Origin of the sequence: Arthrobacter phoenicis (genome assembly GCF_047238215.1) — a bacterium.
GTDB lineage: Bacteria > Actinomycetota > Actinomycetes > Actinomycetales > Micrococcaceae > Arthrobacter.
Genome location: NZ_JBDFMK010000001.1, coordinates 3,148,920 through 3,172,784, shown reverse-complemented (window position 1 = coordinate 3,172,784; position 23,865 = coordinate 3,148,920). Strand labels below are relative to the sequence as shown.

Sequence of the window (23,865 nt, the reverse complement as noted above, 5' to 3'; positions counted from 1 at the left end):
GTTCCTAGCTGCCGGCCGGGGCGGCGGCGGAATCCCGGCGGCCCTCACGGTCAGCGGCGTCGCCGTCGGACTCAGCGGGGGCGGACAGGCGGCGCCAGGCGTCGGCGGCGGCTTCCTGTTCCGCTTCCTTCTTGGAGTTCCCGGTACCGGAGCCGTAGTCGGTGCCGCCGATGCGCAGCACGGCCTCGAAGGTCCGGGCATGGTCCGGGCCGGAGCCCTCCACCGCGTAGTTGATGGTGCCGAGCTGCCGGCTGGCGGCGAGCTCCTGGATGCTGGTCTTCCAGTCGGTGCCGGCGCCCAGGGCGGCGGCGTCCTGAAGCAGCGGACCCACCAGGCGCATGACCAGCTGTCGGGCCGTCTCCAGGTCGTTGGAGAGGTAGGTGGCGCCGATCAGCGCCTCCATGGTGTCAGCGAGGATGGAGGCCTTGTTCTTGCCCTGGGTGAGCTTCTCGCCCTGGCCCAGGTAGATGTAGTCGCCCAGGTTGATGCTTCGGCCGATGCCGGCCAGCGCACGGGTGCTGACGACGGCGGAGCGCCGCTTGGCCAGGTCACCTTCGGGAAGGTCCGGGTTGTCACGGTAGAGCGCGTCCGTGACCGAGAACCCCAGGATCGAGTCGCCCAGGAATTCGAGCCGCTCGTTGGTGGGGATGCCGCCGTTTTCGTAGGCGTAGGAACGGTGGGTCAGAGCAAGACGAAGCGTCCCGGCGTCAATAGAGACACCGAGACGCTTCAGAAGCTCTTCAGTTGAAGACATCTTAGTCAGCCTGTTGGCGGATTAGACGTCTGCGACCTTGCGGCCCTTGTACTCAAGGAACAGCGCGGTGCCAGCCGAGTCGGTAACGACCTTTGCCTGGTGCGGCAGGCTGTAAACAACCTGGCCGTTTTCCACGGTCTTCACCAGGTGGGGGGCGGTTGCCTTCCACTGGGAGCGGCGGGCGCGGGTATTCGAGCGAGACATTTTCCGCTTGGGAACAGCCACGGCTAACTCATTTCTCTCTAGTCCAACACTTACAAATCAGTTTTGCCGGTCAGGCTTAGCCAGGTCGGCTAGGGCAGCCCAGCGAGGATCCAGGACCTCGTGGTGGTGCCCCGGCTCGTCTTCCAGGCGAACTCCGCATTCGGAGCAGAGGCCCTGGCAGTCTTCCCGGCACACCGGCTGGAACGGCAGCATGGTGACAACTGCGTCCCGCAACACCGGTTCAAGATCGATTAGATCGTGCTCGACTCGACGTTGCTCTTCTTCGTCTTCTCCGTCCGAGAATTCAGCATCCTCGTAGAAGAAAAGTTCTTGCACATTGACCTCTTGGTCATACGCAAGGGGATCCAGGCATCGACCGCATTCGCCGGTTACTTCGACGAACGCGGTGCCCGATACCAGAATTCCTTCGTGTACGGCCTCCAGGCGCAGATCCAGCTCGACATCCGAGCCTTGCTGCACACCAATGAGCGCCACGCCGAGATCACCCGGCGCGGGTACATGTTCTTTCAGTGTCCGCATGCTTCCCGGACTACGTCCGAGGTCCTTGACGTCGAACGCCAGGGGCGAACTTGCATCTCGCTTAATGAGAACTCCTGTAGAACATATGACCGACGTACTATCTTAGCCTGATTCTTCGAGCGGACTCAAACTGCCCCGCCGGACCCCAGGCGCCGCAGAACCGACTTCGGCACGAACTCCGAGACGTCGCCGCCAAGGGTGTGGACTTCCTTGATCAGGGTGGAGGACAGGTGCAGGTAGTGCCCCTCGGCGGGAAGGAAGACGGTCTCGACGCCGGTGAGCTGGCGGTTCATGGTGGCCATGGGCAGCTCGTAGTCGAAGTCGGAGGAGGAGCGCAGGCCTTTGACGATCGCGGAGGCACCCCGCCGGCGGCAGTACTCGGCCAGCAGCCCCTCCCCCACGGGCTCGACCACGATTCCGCGCAGCGAAGCCAGCGTCTCGCGGGCCATGCCGATCCGTTCCTCGAGGGTGAAGCGGTACTTCTTGGCGTAGTTGGTGGAGACCGCGACGATGACCTCGTCGAACAGGCTCGCGGCCCGGGCAATGACCTCCAGGTGGCCGTTGTGGATGGGGTCGAAGGAGCCTGGGCACACCGCGCGTCTCATCCTCCGAACCTACCGCATGGGGCTTGCGGGCCGGGATAGCATGGCGGCATGTCAGCATCGAAGAGTTCTTCTGCCGCGCCCGTGTCCGCGCCGTTCAGCGTTTCGGGAGGGACCGTCCTGGTGACCGGTGCCGCGATGGGCATGGGCCGGCTGTACGCCCTGCGCGCAGCCCGGGAGGGTGCCGCCGTCGTCATCCTCTGGGACGTCGACGCCGCGGGCCTGGCCTCGACCGCCGCGGAGATCACCGCCCTGGGTGCGCGCGCCGTCGTCCGCCAGGTGGACCTGGCCAGTCGGGAGGCGATCGCCGACGCCGCCGCCGAGGCCGCCGCGGAGGGGCCCCTGACCCTGCTGGTCAACAATGCCGGGATTGTCCGCGGCGCCCTGTTCTGGGAGCACGACCCGGCGCGGGACATTGCCCTGACCATGGACATCAACGCCCTCGCCCCGATGTACGTCGCCCACGCGTTCCTGCCCGCGATGATGTCCGACGCCGGCCGTCCGCGCCGCATCCTGAACATCGCCTCCGCGGCCGGAACCGTCTCCAACCCGCGGATGAGCGTCTACGCGGCCTCCAAGTGGGCGGTGATCGGCTGGAGCGATTCGCTGCGGCTCGAACTCGAGCAGCAGGGCTTCGACCACCTCAAGGTCACCACGTTCTGCCCCAGCTACATCTCCACCGGCATGTTCGCCGGCGCCCGCGGACCGCTGTTCACGCCCCTGATGACGCCCGAGGACGCCATCAACCGCGCCTGGAATGCCATGCAGGAGGGCCGGCCGCAGCTGATCGCCCCGGCGACTGCGCAGCTGGGCAAGGTGCTGCGCGGGCTGCTGCCGGTGCGCGCCTGGGACTTCGTGGGCGGCAGGATCTTCGGCATCTACACCACGATGGACAAGTTCACCGGCCGAACCGGCACGCCCTCCGGCACTCCAGCCGGCGCTCCCTCCGGCCAGTCGGCGAACCAGTCGCCGGACACGACGGCGGGCACACCGTGACGCAGGTCCCGAATCCGGCACCCTGGCAGCGGACGGCCACCGGAGCGAACCTGCTCGGCGCCGACGGGACGCTGGGCGTCACCATCTTCGAGGAAATGACCACCCTGGCGCTGTCCACCGGCGCCATCAACCTGGGCCAGGGCTTCCCGGACGAGGACGGCCCGGCCGAGATCAAGGACGCCGCGCAGGCAGCCATCGCCGCCGGCGCCAACCAGTATGCCCCGGGCAAGGGGATCATCGAGCTCCGCGAGGCCATCTCGCTGCATCAGGAGCGTTTCTACGGCCTGACCCCGAACCCGCAGACCGAGGTGATCGTCACCACGGGCGCCACGGAGGCGATCGCCGCCGCGCTGCTGGCCCTGGTGGGCCCGGGCGACGAGGTGCTCACCTTCGAACCGTTTTACGACTCCTACGGCGCGATCATCGGCCTCGCCGGCGCCACGCATGTCACCGCGCCGCTGCTGGCCCCGGATTTCATGCCGGACCTCGACGCCCTGGAGGCCGCCTTCAGCGACCGGACCAAGGTGGTGCTGGTGAACAACCCGCACAACCCCACCGGGGCGGTCCTTCCCCGGGAAGTGCTGGAGCGCGTCGTCGCCCTCGCCCGCCGGCACGACGCCGTGATCGTCACCGACGAGGTCTACGAACACCTCACCTTCGGCCCCGCGCACCTTCCCATCGCCGGGTTGCCCGGCGCTGCGGACCGCACCCTGACCATTTCCTCCGCCGGCAAGACCTTCTCCTTTACCGGCTGGAAGATCGGCTGGATCTCCGGCCCGGAGCAGCTGATCTCGGCCGTGCGCACGGTCAAGCAGTTCCTCAGCTACAGCTCCGGCACCCCGTTCCAGAGCGCGATCGCCCTGGGGCTCGGCCTGCCGGACGAGTTCTACGCCGGCATCGCGGACACCTTGCGGCTGAAGCGGGACATCCTCAGCGAGGGCCTGCGGGCCGCCGGCTTCGACGTCTTCACCCCTCAGGGCACCTATTTCGTCAACGTGGACACCGCACCGCTGGGCATCACGGACGCCCTGGACCTGGCCCGGCGGCTGCCGGAGCTGGTGGGCGTCGCCGCGATCCCGGTCCCGGTGTTCTGCCACGCCGAGGGCGCCGAACGGACCCGCAGCCTGCTCCGCTTCGCCTTCTGCAAGCGGACGTCGGTGCTCGCCGAGGCCGCGGAGCGCCTGGCGACCCTCCGGGACCGGCTGTGAGCGATACTTCCCCGGAAGGCTCGCGGTTCCTGCGCACCACCGGCCAGCACGCCGCGATCGAACGGGACGAGTTCACCGACGGCGGCTACATCCTCAGCATCGGCGGCGCAGAACAGTCGCACGTCAACCTGTCCGAACCGGACGACATCTTCTACGAGTACCTGCGGCGGATCGGGCATATCGTGGACCTCGCCGCGCCGTGGGGCGAGCCCGTCACGGCCCTGCACCTGGGCGCCGGTGCCCTCACCCTGGCCCGCTACATCCAGGCGACCCGGCCCGGCTCGGTGCAGTACGCGGTGGAGCTCGAACGTGAGCTGCTGGACTTCGTACTGGAGCGGCTGCCGATGCCGGAGGGCACGGAACTGCACACGGTCATCGGCGACGCCCGGGAGTCCCTGGCGACACTGCCGCCGGAGCTGCGGTTCGACGTCGTGATCCTGGACATCTTCTCCGGTCCCGAGGCGCCCGCCCATATCGCCTGCACGGAGTTCTACCGCGAGGCAGCCGCCCGGCTCACTCCGCGCGGGGTGCTGGTGGTCAACGTCGGCGACGAGCCGGGCCTGACCCTGGTCCGCAGCCAGGTGGCCGCGCTGCGCCGGGCCGTGGCGGACGTGGCCGCGTTCGCCGAGTCCGGCCTGTTCTCCGGCCGCTACCCCGGCAACATCATCCTCGCCGGCACGCAGGGCCCCTGGCCGGCGCCGTGGACGGCCGCGCTCACGGCCCGCGGACCGCACCCGGCGAAGGTGCTCACCGGCGTCGAGCTCGACGCGATCGCGGAAAAGTAGGCCCGGGAGCGAAGTACTTCTCGGAAAACTCAGCCGAAGGCGACCTTCCGCAGCAGTTCCCTCAGCTGGTCCCGCTCGGTGCCGTTGAGGGCTGCCAGGGACGTGTCCTCGGCGTCCCTGACCGCCGCGGCGGCCCGGGCGAACAGGTCCCGGCCGGCGGCGGTGGCCCGGATGACCTTGGAGCGCCGGTCGCGGGGGTCGGCGGCGCGTTCCACCAGACCCCGGGCCTCCAGCGCATCCACCAGCGAGACAATCTGGCTGGGGTCCAGGCGCAGGAAGCCGGAGAGCTCCCGCTGTGAGGGATCGGTGCCGCTGCAGGCCAGGGCCAGCACCGAGTAGGACCGCACCTTCAGCTCCAGCGGCGCCAGCAGCGCGTTGGCGTGGCCGATGCCCACCGATCGGGCGCGGGCGGCCAGGAACTCGATCTCGCCGGCCAGGTCGCTGGCCAGCAGGCGGTCCGGAACGGCGACGGAGCCTTCCCCCTGTTCCGGGTCCGGCGTGAGTGTTGCGGCCACAAATCCTCGCAGTTCTTGGCGGGTGCGCGGGGCGCATGACAGCAGCAACATTACCCGCGGCCCCTGCCCGGCACGGCGGGCGGCGCGCACACGGATCGTTGAAAAAATAATGATTGACTTTGTCAATTATGTGGGTTGTCATTTATGTAATCCGGGGCCCGCCGGAAACGCCGTTCGCGGCCACCCGGGCTCCGAAGGCCGGATAACTTACCCCAAGGAAGTGGACTGTTATGAAGAGACTGACCTTTGCCGCCGTCGGCGTTGCCGCCGCGGTGCTCCTGACGGCCTGCGGCGGAGGCTCCCCGTCCGGCACCGGCTCCGCGGCTCCGGCCGCAGGGGCGGACGGTCTCCGCAGCATCAGCGTCGGCGTGATCTCGATTGCGCCGTCCGCCGCCGTACAGATGGGCATCGACGAGGGCATCTTCGCCAAGCACAAGCTCAAGGTCGAGCTGCAGAGCGGGCAGGGCGGCGCGGCCATGCTTCCCGCCGTGTCCACCGGCACCATGAACTTCTCCGTCGGCAACCCGCTGTCCGTGCTCCTGGCCAAGAACAAGGGCCTGGACATGAAGATCGTCAGCGGATACTCCAACTCCCTGGCCACCGGCGAGGACATCAACGGCGTGGTCGCGAAGGCCAATTCGGGCATCACCTCCGCCAAGGACCTCGCCGGGAAGAAGGTCGCCGTCAACACCATCAACGCCCAGGGCGACCTGACCATCAAGGAGGTCGTCTCCCAGCAGGGCGGCGATCCGAACTCGGTGCAGTTCCTCGAACTGCCCTTCCAGGACATGGGCGCGCAGCTGGCGCAGGGCAACGTGGACGCCGTCTGGGTCCCAGAGCCGTTCCTGTCCAAGCTCCTGGCGGACGGCAACAAGCTGGTCACCTACAACAACCAGGCCGCGCTGCCCGGGCTCCCCACCATGGTGACGTTCACCAGCGGCAACTACGCCCAGCAGAACCCCGAGGTGGTCAAGGACTTCAAGGACGCCATGACGGAGACGCTCAGCGTGGCCCAGAGCAACCCCGACAAGGTCCGGGCGCTGCTGCCGGCGTTCATGAAGATGCCGGAAAACGTCGCCAAGACCCTGCGCCTGGAGAAGTTCGACGGCGCCGTGGACGAGCCGACGCTGACCAAGCTCGGCGCGCTGATGGCCAAGTACAAGATCGTTCCCTCGGAGCCGGACGTCTCCGGCACCATCCTGAAGTAGCGGCTACTCCCCGGCGTCGCCGGCGGTCTCCTCCGCCGGCACGCCGGGCTCGGCGAACCAGAGCCTGGTCTCGCCGTATTTCTTCTCCGCGAACCGTTCCAGCCCCTCGGGCCAGGACGGTTCCGGCGTGCGGGCGGAGCGTTCGACCACGACGACGGCGCCCTCGGCCAGGTGCGGCAGGAGCTTGGCCAGCACGGCGGCCAGGGCGTCCTCCTCCAGCGGGTAGGGCGGGTCCAGGAACACCAGGTCCCAGCGGGTTCCCTCCCCCGCCCGTTCCAGGAACGATTCGGCCTTGGAGCGGTGCACCGAGACCACCTTGCGCCGCAGCACGGTGTTGATCAGGTCCGCGTTGCGCTGGCAGACCTCGGAGGCCTTGGCGGCGAACTCCACCAGGTCCACGCCGGCGGCCCCGCGGCTGGCGCTTTCGACCCCGAGGGAACCCGAGCCGGCGTAGAGGTCCAGCACGCGGGCGTCCGAGATTACTTCGAAGGCGTCCAGGCGTGAGAACAGGGCCTCCTTGACCCGGTCCGTGGTTGGTCTGGTCAGGGAGCCCGGGACCCCTGCCAGGGTGGTGCCGCCGGCCGCGCCGGCGATGATCCGGCTCACGGGCGGGGCTCCTCAGTACTATCCGCGTTCAAGGAACGCCTCCTTCTCGGGATTCAAATAATCGTCGATGGCGGCGGCCAGCGCCGCGTGGCGGGTCAGTCCGGGGTCCCCGCCGATGATCGCCTGCGCGTCCTGCCGGGCCCGGGCGATGACGTCCTCGTGCTCGAGGACCCTCAGCAGCTTCAGGGTGGACCGGCCGCCGGACTGGGACGCGCCCAGGATGTCACCCTCGCGGCGGAGCTTGAGGTCCTCCTGGGAGAGTTCGAACCCGTCGGTGGTGGACGCCACGGCCTCGAGGCGCCGACGACTGGGATGGCCCGGCTCCAGCGTGGTCACCAGCAGGCAGGTCCCGGGCAGCCCGCCGCGGCCCACCCGGCCGCGGAGCTGGTGCAGCTGGGAGATGCCGAAGCGGTCCGCGTCCAGGATCACCATGAGGGTGGCGTTGTGCACGTCCACGCCCACCTCGATCACGGTGGTGGAGACCAGCAGTTTGGTCCGGTTGGCGGTGAACGCGGCCATGGTGTCGGACTTCAGCACCGGATCCTGCCGACCGTGCAGCGGCGCCACCGGCACCCCCGCGAGGGCCGGTTCGTCCTGCAGCAGTTCGACGACGCCGGTGACGGACGCGAGCTCTCGGGCGCCGCCGCCGGCCAGGTCCGCGTCGGTGGGTTCGGCCTCGCCGGGGCTGAAGTCGCCGTCGTCGTCATCGCCGATCTTGGGGCAGACCACGTAGACCTGGTGCCCGGCGTCGATCTCCTCGCGGGACCGGGACCAGATCCGCTGCGCCCAGGCCGGGTGTTCGGCCAGTCCCACCACGTGGGTGGAGATCGGGGCGCGGCCGGCCGGCAGCTCATCCAGCACCGAGGTCTCGAGATCGCCGAACACGGTCATGGCGACGGTACGCGGGATAGGCGTGGCGGTCATGACCAGCAGGTGCGGGGGTTTGCTGGCCTTGGAGCGGAGCACGTCGCGTTGTTCGACGCCGAAGCGGTGCTGTTCGTCCACCACGATCAGGCCGAGGTCGTAGAAGGAGACGTTCTCGCTCAGCAGCGCGTGGGTGCCGATCACGATGCCGGCGGTGCCGGAGGCGGCGTCCAGCATCGCCTGCCGGCGGGCGGCGGTGGGCATGGAGCCGGTCAGCAGCGTCACCTGCACCGAGTCGGGGCCGAAGCCGCCGAGCAGCCCGTCGCGCGAGAGCGGGCCCAGGGTCCGCCGGATCGACTCGAAGTGCTGGGCGGCGAGGACCTCGGTGGGGGCCAGCAGCGCGGCCTGGCCGCCGGCGTCGACCACCTGCAGCATGGCGCGCAGGGCAACGATCGTCTTTCCGGAGCCCACCTCGCCCTGCAGCAGCCGGTTCATCGGCGAGTCACCGGCCAGTTCTGCGGCGAGGGTCTTCCCGACGGCGGCCTGGCCGGCGGTCAGGGTGAACGGCAGCTGCCGGTCGAAAGCAGTTAGAAGACCCTCGGCCACGGGACGGCGGGCGGTGGCCTCCTCGGCGGCCAGTTGGGAGCGGCGCCGGGCCAGGGCGGACTGCAGGACCAGGGCCTCCTGGTAACGGAAGCGGTCCCGGGCGCGGCGCCAGTCGGCGTGGACCTCCGGGGCGTGGATCAGCCGGTAGGCCTCGGCGACCGGCAGGAACTTTTCCCGGGTGGAGATCCCGGCGGGCAGCGGGTCCGGCAGCTCGGCCAGGTCAGCGGTCTCCAGCAGCGTGGCGATGACCTTCTGGATGGACCAGCTGGTCAGCTTTGCCGTGGCCGGGTACACCGGGATGGGCATGGCGGCTAGCTTCTCCGGGTCCATGCCCGGCACGTCCGGGTCCTCGTCCAGGAGCTGGAAGTCGGGGTTGGTCAGGCCCAGGCTCCCGCCGTAGCGGGTGATCTTGCCGGAGAAGAGCGCCCGGACACCCGGCTGCAGTTCCGCCCGGGCCCGGAAGCCGTTGAAGAAGCTGACCTTGAGCGTTCCCGGCTGCGCGGTTCCGGTTCGCGGTGCGGCACCGTTCGTACTCCCCGAGCCGGCGTCGTCGGAGATCACGACGTCGGTGATGGAGCCGCGGCGGGCGCGCATCTGCCGGGTGCTGTTGGAGAGCACCCGAGCGATGAGCGTGACTTCCTCATCGAGCGGGACCTCGCTGATGGGGGTCAGTTCGCCGCGGGTGACGTAGCGGCGCGGGAAGTAGTTCAGCAGGCCGCCGACGGTGGTGATGCCGAGGTGCTTCTCGATGACGGCGGCGGACCGCTTCCCGATCCGGCGGTCCAGGGCGAGGTTCAGCTCAGCGGACATGTCCGTCGGGGTCCGTGCTGCCGGCGGCGCCGGGGACGGCCGCCTCCGCGGGGTCGCGCGGGACGGCGAGGTCGCTGATGCTGGTCTCGGTGGGCTCGCCGAGGGAACGGATGAGCGCGACGGCGGGGGCCGCGTCGGGGACGTGCACGTGGACCCGCCAGCGGTAGGCGCCCTCGGCGTCGGCGTCCTTGCCCACCTGGCTCATGATCACCGACTCGCCGATCTCGTCCAGCCGCTGCCGCATGGTGGCCGCGTCCAGCGGGGAGAGCGAGATGGTGCACATGACCTCGACGCCCTCGTCCCTTGGCATGTCGGCGTGGATGTGCGGGTCCTGCACGTCGTAGCCGTGCAGTCCGTCCAGCAGGGCCTCCTGGAGTTCCTCCCCCAGCACGGCCGAGCGGAGGCAGTCAAGGACCAGGAGCATGCCGACGCCGCCTGCGTCCACCACCTTCGCGGCGTGCAGTGCCTCGAGTTGATCCTCGGTGCGAACGACGGCGCCCAGCGCGGCTTCGACGGCGGCATCCAGGGCCAGGCCCAGGGTGTGGTTGCTGTCGTCCCCGCCGTGTTCGGCGTCGACGGCGGCCACGGCGCGGGCGGCGGCCTCCATGACCGAGAGCATGGTTCCGGGGACGGGGTCGCTCAGCGCGGACCAGGCCCGGAGCTGGGCGCGGTCCAGGGCGGCGGCCAGCAGCGGGGAGCTCATCCGGGGGTGGCCGGCCAGTGGCTCGGCGACGGCGCAGAGGAAGACGGCAAACAGGGTCCCGGAGTTGCCGCGGGCCTGCTCGATGGCGGCCTGGCCGGCGCGGGCCAGGAGCGCCCCGACGTCGTGCTGGGCCGGATCCGGGGCGGGCACAGCGAACGGCTGGCCGCCGGCGGGCAGTTGCGGGAGGGCGGAGGTGTCCGTGGCGACGTCCTGCAGCGCACGGGCGGCGGCCCGGACCGTGAGGTAGAGGTTGGTGCCGGTGTCGCCGTCGGCCACCGGGAAGATGTTGATGGCGTTCAGGCGGTCGCTGTGGTTTCCGAGCGTCGTTTCTGCCTTGCCCAACCACCGCTTCATCGCTTGCGCGTTGGCGGCAATCTTAGTCTGCAAAGTGATCCCATCCCACAGTGTCAGCGGGCTTGCCCGCTATGGTCACGGCCGGGCCGTCATTCGTTGCCCGGGCCTTTACCGAGCCTATCGCAGTGAAACCGGGAGGCAGCTGAACGTCGGCGGGAAAGGCCGCCAGCAGCCCGTGGTCCTCCCCGCCGCCCAGGACCCAGTCCAGCGGGTCCGTCCCCAGCAGCGCGGCGGCGTCCTGGAGCGGGGCGGCGAGGTGTTTGAGCGCGGCGGGGTCCAGGTCGAGGACGGCGCCGCTGGCGTCGGCCAGCCTGCCGCCGTCCCGGACCAGGCCGTCGGAAATGTCCATCAGGGCGGTGGCCCCGGCGTCGCGAGCGGAGGGTCCTGCGGCGAGCGGGGGCCGGGGCCGGCACTGGGTGTCCAGCAGGGCGCGCTGTTCCCGGGTCAGGCGGTCCACCGGGACCTCCGATTCGAGCAGGGCGAGGCCGGCGGCGGCGTGCCCGACGGTGCCGGCGAGGGCGAGCGTGTCCCCGGGCCGGGCGCCGGAGCGCAGCACGGGGGCGCGGCCGTCGAGGCTGCCGAGGATGGCGACGGAGACGGAGAGTTCGCGGCCGCGGCCCAAGTCCCCGCCGGCGACGGCGCAGCCGCCGGCGCCGAGACCGCTGATGCCGGCGCTGATGCCGTCCGCGAAGTCCTCCACCCAGCCCACGGTGGTTTCCGGGGGCATCGTCAGGCTGACCACCAGGGAGGTGGCGCGGGCGCCCATGGCGTTGATGTCGCTGAGGTTCTGGGCCGCGGCCTTCCAGCCGACGTCGTAGCCGGTGGTCCGGTAGCCGTTGTTCCACTGCAGCCGGAAGTCCTGGTCCGCCACCTGGGTGTCGATGCTGATCACGGTGCGGCCGTCCGGGGCGGCGACGATCGCGGCGTCGTCCCCTGGACCGAGCAGCAGGACGTTGCCGTCGCCGGCGTTGAGGCTTGGAAAGATCCGCTGCAGCAGCTGGGACTCGGAGAGATCGGCCACGGTCAGCGGGGTGGTGTTCACGATGTCAGGCACGTTCCTACGCTACCGTCCGGGTCCGACAGTGACGGTCCGGGCGCCCGCTCCGGCCGGGATAGGCTGGATGGATGCAGCAGCACCGCCAGTCCGGATCCCGTCGCCCCCTCCGCTTCCTGGCCACCGCCGCCGCTGCCGGGCTGGCCTTGAGCGCCTGCTCCCCCGCCGTCGACGTCGCCCCCGCCAAGGACGCGGCCAACCCGGCGTGCGCGCCCATGATGGTGGCGCTGCCGGATTCGATCGGCGACGCGAAGCTGCGCAAGACCAACAGCCAGGGCACCGCCGCGTGGGGGGATCCGTCCCTGCTGGTGCTGCGCTGCGGCGTGAACGTCCCCGGCCCCACCACGGACCGCTGCGTGACCGTCAACGGCGTGGACTGGGTCATCAAGGAGGGCGATCCCGTGTGGACGCTGACCACGTTCGGCCGCGAACCCGCCACGGAAATCCTGATGGACCCGAACAAGATCAGCTCCGCCACGGTCCTCGCGGAGCTGGCGAACGCCGCGGGCAAGGTGAAGTCCACCCGCAACTGCGTCGGCCAGCAGGACCTGCAAAACCTGCCCACCGGAAAGTAGCGGCGGGCAGGCCTTGCGGGGCTCTTAACGAAGGCCGGTCTTGCGGTGCAGGGCCAGGTAGATGAGCTCGTCGATCAGTTCCGCGTAGTCCAGCCCGGAGGCCTTCCACATCTGCGGGTACATGCTCTTGGGCGTGAAGCCGGGCATGGTGTTGATCTCGTTGATGATCAGCTCGCCCTCGGGGGTGTAGAAGAAGTCCACCCGGCTCAGGCCCTCGGCGCCGACGGCGTCGAACGCCACGGCGGCGAGCTCGCGCACCCGGGCGATGTCCTCTTCCGGCAGGTCCGCCGGGCAGCTCAGCGACGCGGCGTCGTCCTCGACGTACTTGGCGTTGAAGTCGTAGAAGTCATGGCCGCCGCCGGCCACGGAGATCTCACCCGGCATGGAGGTGCGCGGGGCGTCCGTTCCCCGGCCTTCGAGCACGGCGCACTCGATCTCGCGGCCCACGATGCCGGCCTCGATCACCAGTTTGGGGTCGTGCTCGCGGGCGGTCTCGATCGCGGCATCCAGGCCGTCCAGGGAGTCGACCTTGGAGATGCCCATCGAGGAACCCGCGCGGGCAGGCTTGACGAAGACCGGGAAGCCGAGGGCGTCCACGCGCTTGCGGACGCTCTCCGGGTCGGTCAGCCACTGCCGGTCCGTGACCGTGATGTACGGTCCCACGCGCAGGCCAGCGGACTCGAAGACCACCTTCATGTAGTGCTTGTCCATGCCGACGGCGGAGGCCAGTACCCCGGCGCCCACGTAGCGGGTGTCCGAGAGCTCCAGCAGCCCCTGAATGGTGCCGTCCTCGCCGAACGGGCCGTGCAGCAGCGGGAAGACCACATCCACGGAGCCAAGTTCCTGCGGAACCTGGTTCGGGGCGGCCACGATCAGCTGGTGCTCGCCGCCGATCTCGGCCAGCGTCACGGTCTGCTCCGACGGCGCCACCTCCGGCAGGGAGGACGCGGAGAGGGACCAGTCCCGGGTGTCCCCGGGGGCCAGGACCCACTGGCCGGTCTTGGCGATGCCGATCGGGATGACCTCGTACTTGGCCTTGTCGATCGCGCCCAGGACGCCGGCGGCCGTGACGCAGCTGACGGCGTGTTCGCTGGAGCGGCCGCCGAAGAGCACGGCCACGCGGGGCCGCGCTGCGCCGGTCGGGGCTTCCGAGGCCTGGGCCTCAGAGGTCAGGGATTCAGGGGTCGGGGTGTTTTCCGGCACTGTCAGTAATCGCCTTCGGGTTTCAGGTCCCGGGACAGCAGCAGCGGTCCCAGTTGGTCTACGTGGAGTTTTCCGGCCAGCACGGCGACGACGGCGGCGGTGATGGGCATCTCGACGCCCAGTTTCCCGGCGAGCTCGTGGACGGCCTGGGCGGACTTGATGCCCTCGGCGGTCTGCGTCATCTCCGCGGTGACCTGGTCCAGGGTGAGTCCGGTGCCCAGCAGCCGGCCGGCTGTGTGGTTGCGGGACAGGGCCGAGGAGCAGGTGGCCACCAGGTCGCCCAACCCGGCGAGCCCGGCCATGGTGCGGGCCTCCCCGCCCAGGGCCAGGGTCAAGCGGGAGGTCTCGGCCAAGCCGCGGGTAATGACGGAGGCCTTGGTGTTGTCGCCCATCTGCTTGCCCTCGCAGATGCCGACGGCCAGGGCGATGATGTTCTTGACGATGCCGCCGATTTCGACGCCGACCACGTCCGAGGTGGTGTAGGGCCGGAAGTAGGGTGCGGTGCAGCTGCGTGCCATCCACCCGGCCGGGGCGGATTCGGTGCAGGCGACGACGGACGCGGTGGGTTCCTCCCGGGCGATTTCCATCGCCAGGTTGGGGCCGGAGACGACGGCGACGCGGCCGGCGGGCAGGTCGAGTTCCTCGCGAATAACCTCGCTCATCCGCGAATCGGTGTGCAGCTCCAGTCCCTTCATCAGGGAGACCACCAGCGCATCGGACCCGATCAGGGGCTTCCAGTCGCGCAGCTGCGGGCGCAGGGTCTGCGCCGGTACGGCCAAGATCACCAGGTCGGCGCCGTCCAGGACCTCGGCGACGTCGGTGGAGGCGGTGATGCTGTGCGGCAAAACGATGCCTTTGAGGTACTGCTCGTTGCGGTGCTCGGCGTTGATCTGGTTGACGACGTCGGCCCGACGGCCCCAGATCCGGATGGTCCGGTCCACGCCCGAGGCCGTTGCCGCGTCGGCGACGACCTTGGCGAAGGTGGTCCCCCAAGAACCTGCGCCGAGGACGGCGACCCGCCGGGCCGAACCTTCCCAGCTACGCGCGTGCTCCGCCGTCACGCGGTGCCGCCGTCGTTAGCAGTTCCCGGGGCGCCGTCGTCGTTCGCGGTCGCGGAGGGGCCCGTAGTGGAGGGACCTGTGCCGCCGCGCTCCACGAACCGGCCGTGGGTGCTCTGGTTGTGCGCCGAGGGGTCCCAGCGGACCAGGGGCGGCTGGCCACCGCGCAGGGTGGCCAGGAGTTCCGTGATGGCGTCCATGATGACCTCGGTCGCCTCATTCAGGGTGGCGCGGTCCAGCGGCCGGCCCGCGAAGGCGCTGAGGTCCACGGGGTCGCCGACCAGGACGCGCGAGGTCTTGCGCGGGAAGACGTGGAACCGCTTGGCGTAGCGGGGAAAAACCTCGTGGGCGCCCCAGTGGGCCATGGGGACCACCGGGATGCCGGACTCGAGGGCCATCCGGGCGGCTCCGGTGTGTCCCTTCATCGGCCACAGCTCCGGGTCACGGGTGAGCGTGCCCTCGGGGTAGATGATGATGGCGCCGCCCTCGTTGACCACTTCCCGGGCCACCTGGAGGGACTGGTTGGCGCCCGCCGTCGAGCGTTCGACCGGGATCTGCTTGGTGTTGCGGAGCACCGCGCCCACCACCGGAACCTTGAACAGGCTGCCCTTGGCCAGGAAGTGCGGCATGCGCTTCTGGTTGTAGAGCATGTGCCCGATCACCAGCGGATCGATCTCGGTGCAGTGGTTGGGCGCCGCGATAAAGCCGCCAGCGGGCAGTTTGTCCAGCCCGTCCCACTTCTTACGCATCAGCAGGTTCATGATCGGCCGGACGATCCCGGCGACGATCACGAAGGTGGTCTGGCTCTTGGCCGTCTCTTTCATCGGGTCCGCTACCCGGCCGAGGTGATATCGAAATCGGCGCCCAGGCCGGCGAGCTTTTCGGTGAAGCGCTCGTAGCCGCGGTTGATGATGTCGATGCCGGTGACGCGGGAGGTGCCGGTGGCGGCCAGTGCCGCGATCAGGTGGCTGAAGCCGCCGCGCAGGTCGGGAACGTCGATGTCGGTGCCCTTGAGTTGCGTGGGGCCGGAGATGACGGCGGAGTGCAGGAAGTTGCGCTGGCCGAAGCGGCACGGGACGCTGCCTAGGCATTCGCGGTGCACCTGGATGTTGGCGCCCATGCGGACCAGGGCCTCGGTGAAGCCGAAGCGGTTCTCGTAGACGGTTTCGTGCACGATCGAGACGCCCTCGGCCTGGGTGAGCGCGACGATCAGCGGCTGCTGCCAGTCGGTCATGAAGCCGGGGTGGACGTCGGTCTCGAGGACCAGCGGGCTGAGCTTGCCGCCCGGGTGGTAGAAGCGGATGCCGTCGTCGCCGATGTCCATGCCGCCGCCCACCTTGCGGTAGGTGTTCAGGAAGGTCATCATGTCGCGCTGGGTGGCGCCCTCGACGAAGATGTCGCCGCGGGTGACGAGGGCCGCGGAGGCCCAGGAGGCGGATTCGTTGCGGTCGGAGAGGGCGCGGTGGTTGTAGCCGCCGAGGTCCTGGACACCCTCAATTCGGATGGTGCGGTCCGTCTGGACGCTGATGATGGCGCCCATCTTCTGCAGCACGGCGATCAGGTCCACGATTTCCGGTTCGGTGGCCGCGCCGGAGAGTTCGGTGATGCCCTCGGCGCGGGTGGCGCTGAGCAGGACTTGTTCGGTGGCGCCGACGGACGGGTAAGGCAGCGCGATCTTGGCGCCCTTGAGGCCGTTGGGGGCGGAGATGTGGATGCCGCCCGGGCGCTTCTCGACGACGGCGCCGAACTGGCGGAGCACGTTCAGGTGGTAGTCGATCGGGCGGTCGCCGATCTTGCAGCCGCCCAGGTCCGGGATGAAGGCCTCGCCGATCGCGTGGATCAGCGGTCCGCAGAGCAGGATCGGGATGCGCGAGTCGCCGGCGTGGGCGTCGATGGCGGTGTGCGAGGCCGTCTTGGCGTTGGTCGGGTCCAGGGTCAGGTCCCCCGTGACCGGGTCCTTGTCCACGGTGACGCCGTGCAGCTGGAGCAGGCTGGTGACAACCTCAACGTCCTTGATCTCAGGGACGTTGCGCAGCACGGACGGCTCGTTGCCCAGCAGGGCGGCCACCATCGCCTTGGGGACAAGATTCTTGGCCCCACGGACGGTGACGCGGCCGGTCAGCGGGACGCCTCCGCGGATTGTCAGAACACTACTCATTTACCAGTTTCCTCACGACTACTCGCCCCCAAATCCTTACAAAGGCTCCCGCTAAGTGTAGGAGGTCGCGTTACCGATCTGAAATACGGCACGGTTCGGCGGCGCCGCGTCCCGGCCCGATGGGCAGTTGGCTGACTATCGGCCGTCGCGCTCCAGCGCCTCCCCCAGCACCCGGGCGGCCCGGGGGAACGCAGCCGGGTTAGGGCCGGCATAGTTGAGCCGCAGGAACGGGCCGGAGGCCTCGGCAGGGAACCACCCGGCGCCGTCGGCGATCACCACGCCGCCGGCCTCGCAGTCCCGGATCAGGCCGTCCATATCGGTGCCGTCAGGGAGCCGGGCCCAGAGGTTCAGTCCACCCGCCGGGACGTGTGCCACGTGCGCCGCCGGCGCGTGCTCGCGGAGGCTGTCGAGCAGCCGGTCGCGGCGCGATTTCAGCTGGCTTTTGAGGGCGCGCAGGTGCGACTGCCATCCGGGCTGGGTGACGACGTCGACGGCGGCGGCCTGGAGCAGGCCGCTGACGTACATGGACTCCGCCAAACGGTCGGCGAGGATCCGTTCCCGGGCGGGTCCGCGGGCGATGACGGCGGCCACCCGGAGTGCCGGGGACAGGCTCTTGGTCAGTGAGCGGAGATAGACGACATGGCCGGATCCGTCGCGGGCGGCGAGCGGTGCAGGGTCCGAGGTGATGCCGAAGTCGTGGGCCCAGTCGTCCTCAATGAGGAAGGCACCGCGCTGGCGCACCACGTCCAGGACCCGGTCGCCTTGTTTATGTGTCCAGTGCGCGCCGGTGGGGTTGGCGAACGTCGGTTGGGCGTAAAAGGCACGGGCGCCGGTTTCCTCGAAGGCACGGGCAAGTTCCCCGACGTCTGGGCCGCCCGGTCCGCTCGGGATGGGGATGATGCGCACGCCGGCGCTTGCGGCGGCCAGAATGGCGCCCCAGTAGGTGGGCGACTCCATGAGCAGCGGCTGGCCGGCGCCCACCAAGGCGCGGAAGAGGGAGCTGAGTCCGCTCTGGGATCCCGGGAGGATCACGACGTCGGCCGCGACGGGCGGCGGCACGTCCGGCAACGATGATGCGCCGAGTTCCTGCGCGAACCACGCCTGGAGTTCCGGCAACCCGGCCACAGGCGGGCGCGCGACGGCGGCATCGCTCCGGGCGGCTCGGGTCAGGGCAGCACGCACCATCCGGCCGGGCAGCAGCTCCCGGTCCGGATAGCCGGCGTTGAAGGCGGTGACGTCGTTTGGCACGTCCCGCATGGCGGCGGGATTGGGCCGAAGCGCGCCCGGCGCGGGACCCAGGGCCGCTGACTGCCACCCGTAGTCGGAGGGTCGGACCTGGCCGCGGGGACGGACGAACGTGCCCACGCCGGGCCGGCTCTCGATCAGGCCCTGTGCGGCCAGGAGACGGAGCGCGGACTGCACCGTGACGGGGCTGACCTGATATTCGGCCACGAGCGCCCGCGTGGACGGCAGCCGGGTCCCCGGCGCGGTGGCCGACACCCAGGCCCGGAGGCCGTCGGCGATCCGTGAACTGCTATTGTCAGACATGAAAGACAATAGTAGCGCTACTGTAAATATTTCCTCTCCGCTATCGACCGTGCCGGCCACGGGATACGGGTGGGGGCTCCTGGGCGTGGCGGCATTTTCGCTGACCGTCCCGATGACCCGGCTGGCGGTGGGCGGCATGTCTCCGCTGTTTATCGGGGCCGGGCGGGCGGTGGTGGCCGCGGTCCTCGCCGGGGTGGTCCTGGCTGCTACCGGGCAGCGTTTCCCCTCCCGGCGGCAGTGGCTCCGCCTCGCCGTCGTTGCCGGAGGGATCGTGATCGGCTTCCCGCTGCTGACGTCCTTTGCCCTCCACACCGCAGCCGCCAGCCACGGCGCCGTGGTGATCGCGCTTCTGCCGGCCGCCACTGCCGCCGCCGTCGTGATCCGCACCCGTGCCCGGCCCGGGACGCGGTTCTGGGCGGCCACCGCGGCCGGGGCACTGGCCGCCGTCGCATTCGGCCTGCTGCAGTCCGGCGGGATCGAGGGACCGCGCTGGGCAGATTTGTTGCTGCTGGGCGCCGTGGTCTCGGCCGCCGTCGGTTACGCGGAGGGCGGGCTGCTGGCCCGTGAACTGGGCTCCTGGCAGACGGTGTCCTGGGCGCTGGTGGCAGCCTTCCCGGTCATGGCAGGCCTCACTGTTGTGGCTGTTGTTGCGCAGCCGTTTGCCGCCGACCCCGGCCAGTGGGCAGCATTCGGGTACCTGGCGGTGGTCAGCATGTTCCTCGGCTTCTTCGCCTGGTACCGCGGGCTGGCGCTGGGGCCGATGGCAAAGGTCAGCCAGATCCAGCTGGTCCAGCCGGTGCTGAGCATCGGCTGGGCGGCGCTGCTCCTCGGCGAGCCGGTGGGCTGGCTGACCGCCGCGGGCGGCCTTGCGGTCATCCTCTGCGCGGCGCTTGCCGTCCGTGCGAGGGTGGGGGCGTAATTGTCCTGCACGGGTGGATACCGGGTCCCCGCGCCACGAACCCGTCATCCTGCCCTCCTTCTCCTAGGGCACCCGGTCGGCTGCACCCCAGCACCCCATTCTTTTATGCGCCCACGGCTCCGATCCTTAAATGTCAGACCCCTCCGATTGAATGGGTTCATGGAAGGCAGTCGGAAGCTTTTCGATTCAGTCGGCGCGGTCCCGGTGGCGGGGGACGCGGCGGCGATCATTGATGAGCTCCGTGCGCTGGAGGACAGTAAGTCGGCGATCTCGGCCCGGCAGGCCAGGCTGGCCGTGGCGCTCGACCTGGTCCGGCGTCGTGAACAAGCCGCTCTTGGCTTGCCCGCTGACCAGCTCGGCGCAGGGGTCGGGGCGGAGGTTGCGTTGGCTCGGCGGGAATCCCCGGCCAAAGGCTCACGGTTGCTGGGGCTTGCCCGGGCGCTCGTGACGGAGATGCCGCACACCCTCGCCGCCCTCGACACCGGACGGCTGAACGAATGGCGTGCCACACTTCTCGTCCGCGAGACTGCCTGCCTGGACGCCGACGACCGGGCCGCCGTGGACGAGGAACTCGCCGCCGACACCGGCACCTTCGACGGCGCCGGAGACCGGGCCATCATCTCCGCAGCCAAGACCGCCGCCTACCGGCACGACCCACGCTCCGTCACCCAACGCGCCGCCCACGCCGAGACCGAACGCAGTGTCAGTCTCCGCCCGGCACCGGACACCATGTGCTACCTCACCGCCTTGCTACCCGTTGCCGCAGGAGTGGCCGCCTTCGCCGCGTTGACCCGGCACGCCGACACCGCCCGCGCCACCGGAGACGCACGATCCCGCGGCCAGGTCATGGCCGATGCTCTGGTCGAACGGATCACCGGGACACCTGGCGGGATCACCGGCATCGAGGTCCAACTCGTCATGACCGACCGGACCCTCCTCGCCGGCGATAACGAACCGGCCCGCCTCGCCGGCTACGGTATCGTCCCCGCCGAATGGGCCAGGAAACTCCTAGCCGACAAGCGTGACAACCCAGAGCTCACAACCTGGATCCGCCGGCTCTACACCGCGCCCGGCACCGGCGAACTCATCGGCATGGACTCACGGGCCCGGCTCTTCCCCTCCGGTCTGCGCCGCTTCATCGAAGCCCGCGACAACACCTGCCGGACCCCCTACTGCGACGCACCCATCCGACACCTCGACCACATCGTTCCCTGGTACCGGGGCGGAGCAACCACAACAGCCAACGGCGCCGGACTCTGCGAAGCCTGCAACCACACCAAAGAAACCCCAGGCTGGACCGCCCGGCCCCTCGACAGAGCAGAGCCGTTGAACAGGGCAGTACCCGGCGCCAGACCGCCCAGCGGCCGTCATTCCTTCGAACTGACGACACCCACCGGCCACGTCTATCTCTCTGTCGCGCCGCCACTGCCGGGGGCAAGCAGCGACGGGCCTCGGAGATCGCATGCGGAGGTTCTCCAAGGCGAACTCGTTCTCTGTGGCTCACAAACGCAAACCCACCGCCGCAAGGGACGCCGTCCCAGGCAGCGTGCCCGGTTGCCGGCCTAGCGGGTCACCCGCGAGCCCCTTTAAACCACGTCGCCGCCGGGCAAAAGCCCGGCGGCGATGGAAGCGGCAGCACGCTGCCCGCGACAGAATCAGCCCAGCTTGGCCGGCAGCGTCGTGGGCTTGAATGCAGGCCGCGTTGCCTCGTAGGCGGTGATGTCTTCCTCGTGCTGGAGGGTCAGCCCAATGTCGTCCAGGCCTTCCAGGAGGCGCCAGCGGGTGTAGTCGTCGATCTCGAACGGAGCCACGACGTTGCCGCACTCGACCGTCTTGGAGACCAGATCAACCCGGACCTCGGTGCCCGGAGCGTTTTCCAGCACCTTCCAGATCAGTTCGATGTCGTCCTGCGACAGCTCGGCGGCCAGCAGCCCCTGCTTGCCCGAGTTGCCGCGGAAGATGTCGGCGAACCGGGAGGACAGCACCGCCTTGAAGCCGTAGTCCTTGAGCGCCCACACTGCGTGCTCACGCGAAGACCCGGTCCCGAAGTCCGGCCCGGCCACCAGCACCGATCCGGCAGAGAACGGTTCCTGGTTCAGGATGAAGGACTGGTCCTTGCGCCAGGCGGAGAACAGGGCGTCCTCGAAGCCGGTCCGCGTGATCCGCTTGAGGTAGACGGCGGGGATGATCTGGTCCGTGTCGACGTTGCTCTGCCGCAGCGGGACGCCGATGCCGGTGTGGGTGGTGAACTTTTCCATCGTCTCTCCTTAGGCTGCGCTGGAGCGGTGTCCGGCGGACACGGGCTCGGGGTCAAGGTCCGACGGCGAACTCAGGGTGCCGCGCACCGCCGTCGCCGCCGCCACAACGGGCGAGACCAGGTGGGTGCGGCCACCCTTGCCCTGGCGGCCCTCAAAGTTGCGGTTCGAGGTGGACGCGCAGCGCTCCCCCACTTCCAGCTGGTCCGGGTTCATGCCCAGGCACATCGAGCAGCCGGCGAACCGCCACTCGGCGCCGAAGTCCTTGAAGACCTTGTCCAGCCCCTCCGCCTCGGCTTCCAGCCGGACGCGGGCGGAACCGGGGACCACCAGCATGCGAATGTTCGGGTCCTTGGTGCGCCCCCGGATGATGTCCGCCGCGGCCCGCAGGTCCTCCATCCGGGAGTTGGTGCAGGAGCCCAGGAAGACGGTGTCCACCCGGATGTCCTTCATCGGCGTGCCCGCCTCGAGGCCCATGTACTGCAGGGCGCGTTCCGCGGCTGCCTTGGCGTTCTCGTCGCCGAAGTCCCCTGGCGAAGGCACCTTGTCCGACAGGGAGACGCCCTGGCCGGGGTTGGTCCCCCACGTCACGAAGGGCTCCAGCGTGTCGGCGTCGAGGTCCACCTGGGCGTCGAAGACGGCGTCGTCGTCCGTCCGCAGCGTGTTCCAATACTCGATCGCTGCGTCCCAGTCAGCGCCCTCGGGGGCGTGCGGACGGCCCTGCATGTAGTCGTACGTCGTCCGGTCCGGGGCCACCATGCCGGCGCGGGCCCCGGCCTCGATCGACATGTTGCAGATCGTCATCCGGGCTTCCATGGACAGCGCGCGGATCGCCGAGCCGCGGTACTCCAGCACATAGCCCTGGCCGCCGCCGGTGCCGATCTTCGCGATGACCGCCAGGATGATGTCCTTGGCCGTTACGCCAGGGCGCAACGTGCCCTCGACGTTGATGGCCATGGTCTTGAACGGCTTGAGCGAGAGCGTCTGGGTGGCCATGACGTGCTCAACCTCGGAGGTGCCGATGCCCATCGCGAGCGCACCGAAGGCGCCGTGGGTGGAGGTGTGCGAATCGCCGCAGACCACCGTCATACCCGGCTGGGTCAGTCCAAGCTGCGGGCCCACCACGTGGACGATTCCCTGTTCGGCGTCGCCCAGGGAGTGCAGGCGCACCCCGAACTCCTTGCAGTTGTTCCGCAAGGTCTCGATCTGCGTGCGGCTGGTCAGGTCGGCGATAGGCTTGTCGATCGCGAGGGTTGGCGTGTTGTGATCCTCGGTGGCGATCGTCAGGTCCGGCCGGCGGAGTTGGCGGCCGGCCAGGCGCAGCCCCTCGAACGCCTGCGGGGAGGTCACCTCGTGCAAGAGGTGAAGGTCGATGAAGAGGAGGTCAGGCTGGGCGTTGGCGCCTTCGCCGTCCCCCTTGCGCACCACGTGCGCGTCCCAGACTTTCTCGGCCAATGTCTTTCCCACGGCCTGCTCCCTCCACTGCTTTCGCTGCTGCCAGTGCCACCGGGATCCGCCCGGCGGCGTTGATGCTATCCACTGAATCAGCCCGCTGACCGAATAAGCCAGCGCAATGATTTGCATCTCAGATATTGAGACGGCAATATCATTACATGGACAACTCTAGTGGCGTTGGCGTCATCGATAAAGCGGCACACGTACTCGACGCCCTCGAGGCCGGGCCCACCACCCTGGCCCAGCTGGTCGCGGCCACCGGGCTGGCCCGCCCCACCGTGCACCGGTTGGCGCTGGCCTTGGTCCATCACCGGTTGGTCAGCCGCGACATCCAGGGCCGCTTCGTCCTCGGCAGCCGCCTGGTGGAACTGGCCTCCGCCGCCGGCGAGGACCGGTTGATCGCCTCCGCCGGCCCGGTCCTGATGCAGTTGCGCGACGCCACGGGCGAGAGCGCCCAGATCTTCCGCCGCCAGGGCGACTGGCGCGTCTGCGTCGCCTCCGCCGAACGCCCCATCGGCCTGCGCGACACCATCCCGGTCGGCACCCAGTTGTCCATGAAGGCAGGCTCGGCCGCACAGGTGCTCCTGGCCTGGGAGGACCACGACCGCCTGCTTGAGGGCCTGCAGGCCGCGCGCTTTACGCCCACCGTCCTGGCCGGAGTACGACGCCGGGGCTGGGCCCAGAGCCTCGGCGAACGTGAGCCCGGGGTGGCCTCCGTCTCTGCCCCCGTGCGCGGCCCGTCCGGGCGCGTCATCGCGGCGGTCTCGATCTCGGGACCCATCGAACGCCTGACCCGCCAGCCGGGCCGCCTGCACGCCGAGGTGGTCTGCAACGCCTCCCGTACGCTGACCGAGGCGCTGCGCAAAACCAACGACTGATCCTCCC

Annotated in this window: 24 protein-coding genes; 8 read left to right on the top strand and 16 right to left on the bottom strand. The window is 69.6% G+C overall.

Annotated elements, in window-relative coordinates:
• Window positions 1-4: 4 nt before the first annotated feature.
• The 4 genes from rnc to coaD form a co-directional block, all read right to left on the bottom strand.
• Complete coding sequence (gene rnc / locus ABC337_RS14890) at window positions 5-754, bottom strand: ribonuclease III (RefSeq protein WP_412883324.1); 750 nt, start codon at window positions 752-754, stop codon at window positions 5-7.
• Window positions 755-775: 21 nt separating this feature from the next.
• The gene (gene rpmF / locus ABC337_RS14885; protein ID WP_056738282.1) at window positions 776-979 is read right to left on the bottom strand and encodes a 50S ribosomal protein L32; all 204 of its coding nucleotides are present in this window, start codon (window positions 977-979) and stop codon (window positions 776-778) included.
• Between the two features lie 36 nt (window positions 980-1,015).
• Window positions 1,016-1,540, bottom strand: a complete 525-nt coding sequence (locus ABC337_RS14880; RefSeq protein WP_412884906.1) for a YceD family protein — start codon at window positions 1,538-1,540, stop codon at window positions 1,016-1,018.
• Window positions 1,541-1,623: 83 nt separating this feature from the next.
• On the bottom strand, window positions 1,624-2,103 hold the full coding sequence (gene coaD / locus ABC337_RS14875; protein ID WP_290257515.1) for a pantetheine-phosphate adenylyltransferase: 480 nt from the start codon (window positions 2,101-2,103) through the stop codon (window positions 1,624-1,626).
• Window positions 2,104-2,151: 48 nt separating this feature from the next.
• Here coaD and ABC337_RS14870 point away from each other — a divergent pair, with 48 nt between their 5' ends.
• Genes ABC337_RS14870 through ABC337_RS14860 form a run of 3 tightly spaced genes read left to right on the top strand, consistent with a single transcriptional unit; the run spans window position 2,152 to window position 5,089 of the window.
• Entirely contained in the window at window positions 2,152-3,096 is a 945-nt protein-coding gene (locus ABC337_RS14870) for an SDR family NAD(P)-dependent oxidoreductase (RefSeq protein ID WP_412883325.1), read from the top strand.
• On the top strand, window positions 3,093-4,304 hold the full coding sequence (locus ABC337_RS14865) for an aminotransferase class I/II-fold pyridoxal phosphate-dependent enzyme (protein WP_412883326.1): 1,212 nt from the start codon (window positions 3,093-3,095) through the stop codon (window positions 4,302-4,304). The genes ABC337_RS14870 and ABC337_RS14865 overlap by 4 nt, the downstream gene beginning before the upstream one ends.
• A complete protein-coding gene (locus ABC337_RS14860) occupies window positions 4,301-5,089 on the top strand; it encodes a spermidine synthase (protein WP_412893249.1) in 789 nt (262 codons plus the stop codon). The genes ABC337_RS14865 and ABC337_RS14860 overlap by 4 nt, the downstream gene beginning before the upstream one ends.
• A 29-nt stretch (window positions 5,090-5,118) precedes the next feature.
• On the opposite strand, the gene ABC337_RS14855 is transcribed toward ABC337_RS14860, so the two are convergent.
• Complete coding sequence (locus ABC337_RS14855) at window positions 5,119-5,604, bottom strand: MarR family winged helix-turn-helix transcriptional regulator (protein WP_412883328.1); 486 nt, start codon at window positions 5,602-5,604, stop codon at window positions 5,119-5,121.
• A 230-nt stretch (window positions 5,605-5,834) separates the two neighbouring features.
• Between ABC337_RS14855 and ABC337_RS14850 the strand changes: the two genes are divergently transcribed.
• On the top strand, window positions 5,835-6,812 hold the full coding sequence (locus tag ABC337_RS14850) for an ABC transporter substrate-binding protein (protein WP_412883329.1): 978 nt from the start codon (window positions 5,835-5,837) through the stop codon (window positions 6,810-6,812).
• Window positions 6,813-6,815: 3 nt separating this feature from the next.
• Here the strand turns inward: ABC337_RS14850 and rsmD are convergent, their stop codons facing one another.
• From rsmD to ABC337_RS14830, 4 genes are read right to left on the bottom strand one after another with little or no spacing between them, the layout of a single operon-like run.
• Window positions 6,816-7,418, bottom strand: coding sequence for a 16S rRNA (guanine(966)-N(2))-methyltransferase RsmD (gene rsmD / locus ABC337_RS14845; RefSeq protein ID WP_412883330.1), 603 nt, complete (start codon window positions 7,416-7,418; stop codon window positions 6,816-6,818).
• 18 nt (window positions 7,419-7,436) lie between these two features.
• Entirely contained in the window at window positions 7,437-9,698 is a 2,262-nt protein-coding gene (locus ABC337_RS14840; RefSeq protein WP_412893248.1) for an ATP-dependent DNA helicase RecG, read from the bottom strand.
• The gene (locus ABC337_RS14835) at window positions 9,688-10,755 is read right to left on the bottom strand and encodes a DAK2 domain-containing protein (RefSeq protein WP_412884907.1); all 1,068 of its coding nucleotides are present in this window, start codon (window positions 10,753-10,755) and stop codon (window positions 9,688-9,690) included. Before ABC337_RS14835 ends, ABC337_RS14840 begins: the two co-directional genes overlap by 11 nt.
• A gap of 22 nt (window positions 10,756-10,777) precedes the next feature.
• Complete coding sequence (locus tag ABC337_RS14830; RefSeq protein ID WP_412883332.1) at window positions 10,778-11,809, bottom strand: thiamine-phosphate kinase; 1,032 nt, start codon at window positions 11,807-11,809, stop codon at window positions 10,778-10,780.
• Window positions 11,810-11,880: 71 nt separating this feature from the next.
• Between ABC337_RS14830 and ABC337_RS14825 the strand changes: the two genes are divergently transcribed.
• Window positions 11,881-12,384: a DUF3515 domain-containing protein gene (locus tag ABC337_RS14825; RefSeq protein ID WP_412883333.1), complete on the top strand. Its 504-nt coding sequence runs from the start codon at window positions 11,881-11,883 to the stop codon at window positions 12,382-12,384.
• A gap of 24 nt (window positions 12,385-12,408) precedes the next feature.
• Here the strand turns inward: ABC337_RS14825 and ABC337_RS14820 are convergent, their stop codons facing one another.
• From ABC337_RS14820 to ABC337_RS14800, 5 genes are all read right to left on the bottom strand, one after another.
• Complete coding sequence (locus ABC337_RS14820) at window positions 12,409-13,557, bottom strand: D-alanine--D-alanine ligase family protein (RefSeq protein WP_412884908.1); 1,149 nt, start codon at window positions 13,555-13,557, stop codon at window positions 12,409-12,411.
• Window positions 13,558-13,589: 32 nt separating this feature from the next.
• On the bottom strand, window positions 13,590-14,648 hold the full coding sequence (locus ABC337_RS14815; RefSeq protein ID WP_412883334.1) for an NAD(P)H-dependent glycerol-3-phosphate dehydrogenase: 1,059 nt from the start codon (window positions 14,646-14,648) through the stop codon (window positions 13,590-13,592).
• Window positions 14,645-15,469, bottom strand: coding sequence for a lysophospholipid acyltransferase family protein (locus tag ABC337_RS14810; protein WP_412883335.1), 825 nt, complete (start codon window positions 15,467-15,469; stop codon window positions 14,645-14,647). Before ABC337_RS14810 ends, ABC337_RS14815 begins: the two co-directional genes overlap by 4 nt.
• A gap of 8 nt (window positions 15,470-15,477) precedes the next feature.
• Window positions 15,478-16,803 carry a UDP-N-acetylglucosamine 1-carboxyvinyltransferase gene (gene murA / locus ABC337_RS14805; protein WP_290257501.1) on the bottom strand — a complete coding sequence of 442 codons (1,326 nt, stop codon included), beginning with the start codon at window positions 16,801-16,803 and terminating at the stop codon, window positions 15,478-15,480.
• A gap of 135 nt (window positions 16,804-16,938) precedes the next feature.
• Window positions 16,939-18,351 (bottom strand): aminotransferase-like domain-containing protein, encoded by a 1,413-nt coding sequence (locus tag ABC337_RS14800; RefSeq protein ID WP_412883336.1) that lies wholly within the window; start codon window positions 18,349-18,351, stop codon window positions 16,939-16,941.
• On the opposite strand from ABC337_RS14800, the gene ABC337_RS14795 reads away from it, so the two are divergent.
• Window positions 18,350-19,270, top strand: a complete 921-nt coding sequence (locus ABC337_RS14795) for a DMT family transporter (RefSeq protein WP_412883337.1) — start codon at window positions 18,350-18,352, stop codon at window positions 19,268-19,270. The genes ABC337_RS14800 and ABC337_RS14795 overlap by 2 nt on opposite strands.
• A 159-nt stretch (window positions 19,271-19,429) precedes the next feature.
• Entirely contained in the window at window positions 19,430-20,836 is a 1,407-nt protein-coding gene (locus ABC337_RS14790; RefSeq protein ID WP_412883338.1) for an HNH endonuclease, read from the top strand.
• Between the two features lie 89 nt (window positions 20,837-20,925).
• Here ABC337_RS14790 and leuD read toward each other — a convergent pair whose 3' ends face one another.
• Window positions 20,926-21,528 (bottom strand): 3-isopropylmalate dehydratase small subunit, encoded by a 603-nt coding sequence (leuD, locus tag ABC337_RS14785; RefSeq protein WP_412883339.1) that lies wholly within the window; start codon window positions 21,526-21,528, stop codon window positions 20,926-20,928.
• A gap of 9 nt (window positions 21,529-21,537) precedes the next feature.
• Window positions 21,538-22,992 (bottom strand): 3-isopropylmalate dehydratase large subunit, encoded by a 1,455-nt coding sequence (gene leuC / locus ABC337_RS14780; RefSeq protein ID WP_412883340.1) that lies wholly within the window; start codon window positions 22,990-22,992, stop codon window positions 21,538-21,540.
• Between the two features lie 146 nt (window positions 22,993-23,138).
• On the opposite strand from leuC, the gene ABC337_RS14775 reads away from it, so the two are divergent.
• Window positions 23,139-23,858, top strand: coding sequence for an IclR family transcriptional regulator (locus ABC337_RS14775; protein WP_412883341.1), 720 nt, complete (start codon window positions 23,139-23,141; stop codon window positions 23,856-23,858).
• Window positions 23,859-23,865: the final 7 nt, after the last annotated feature.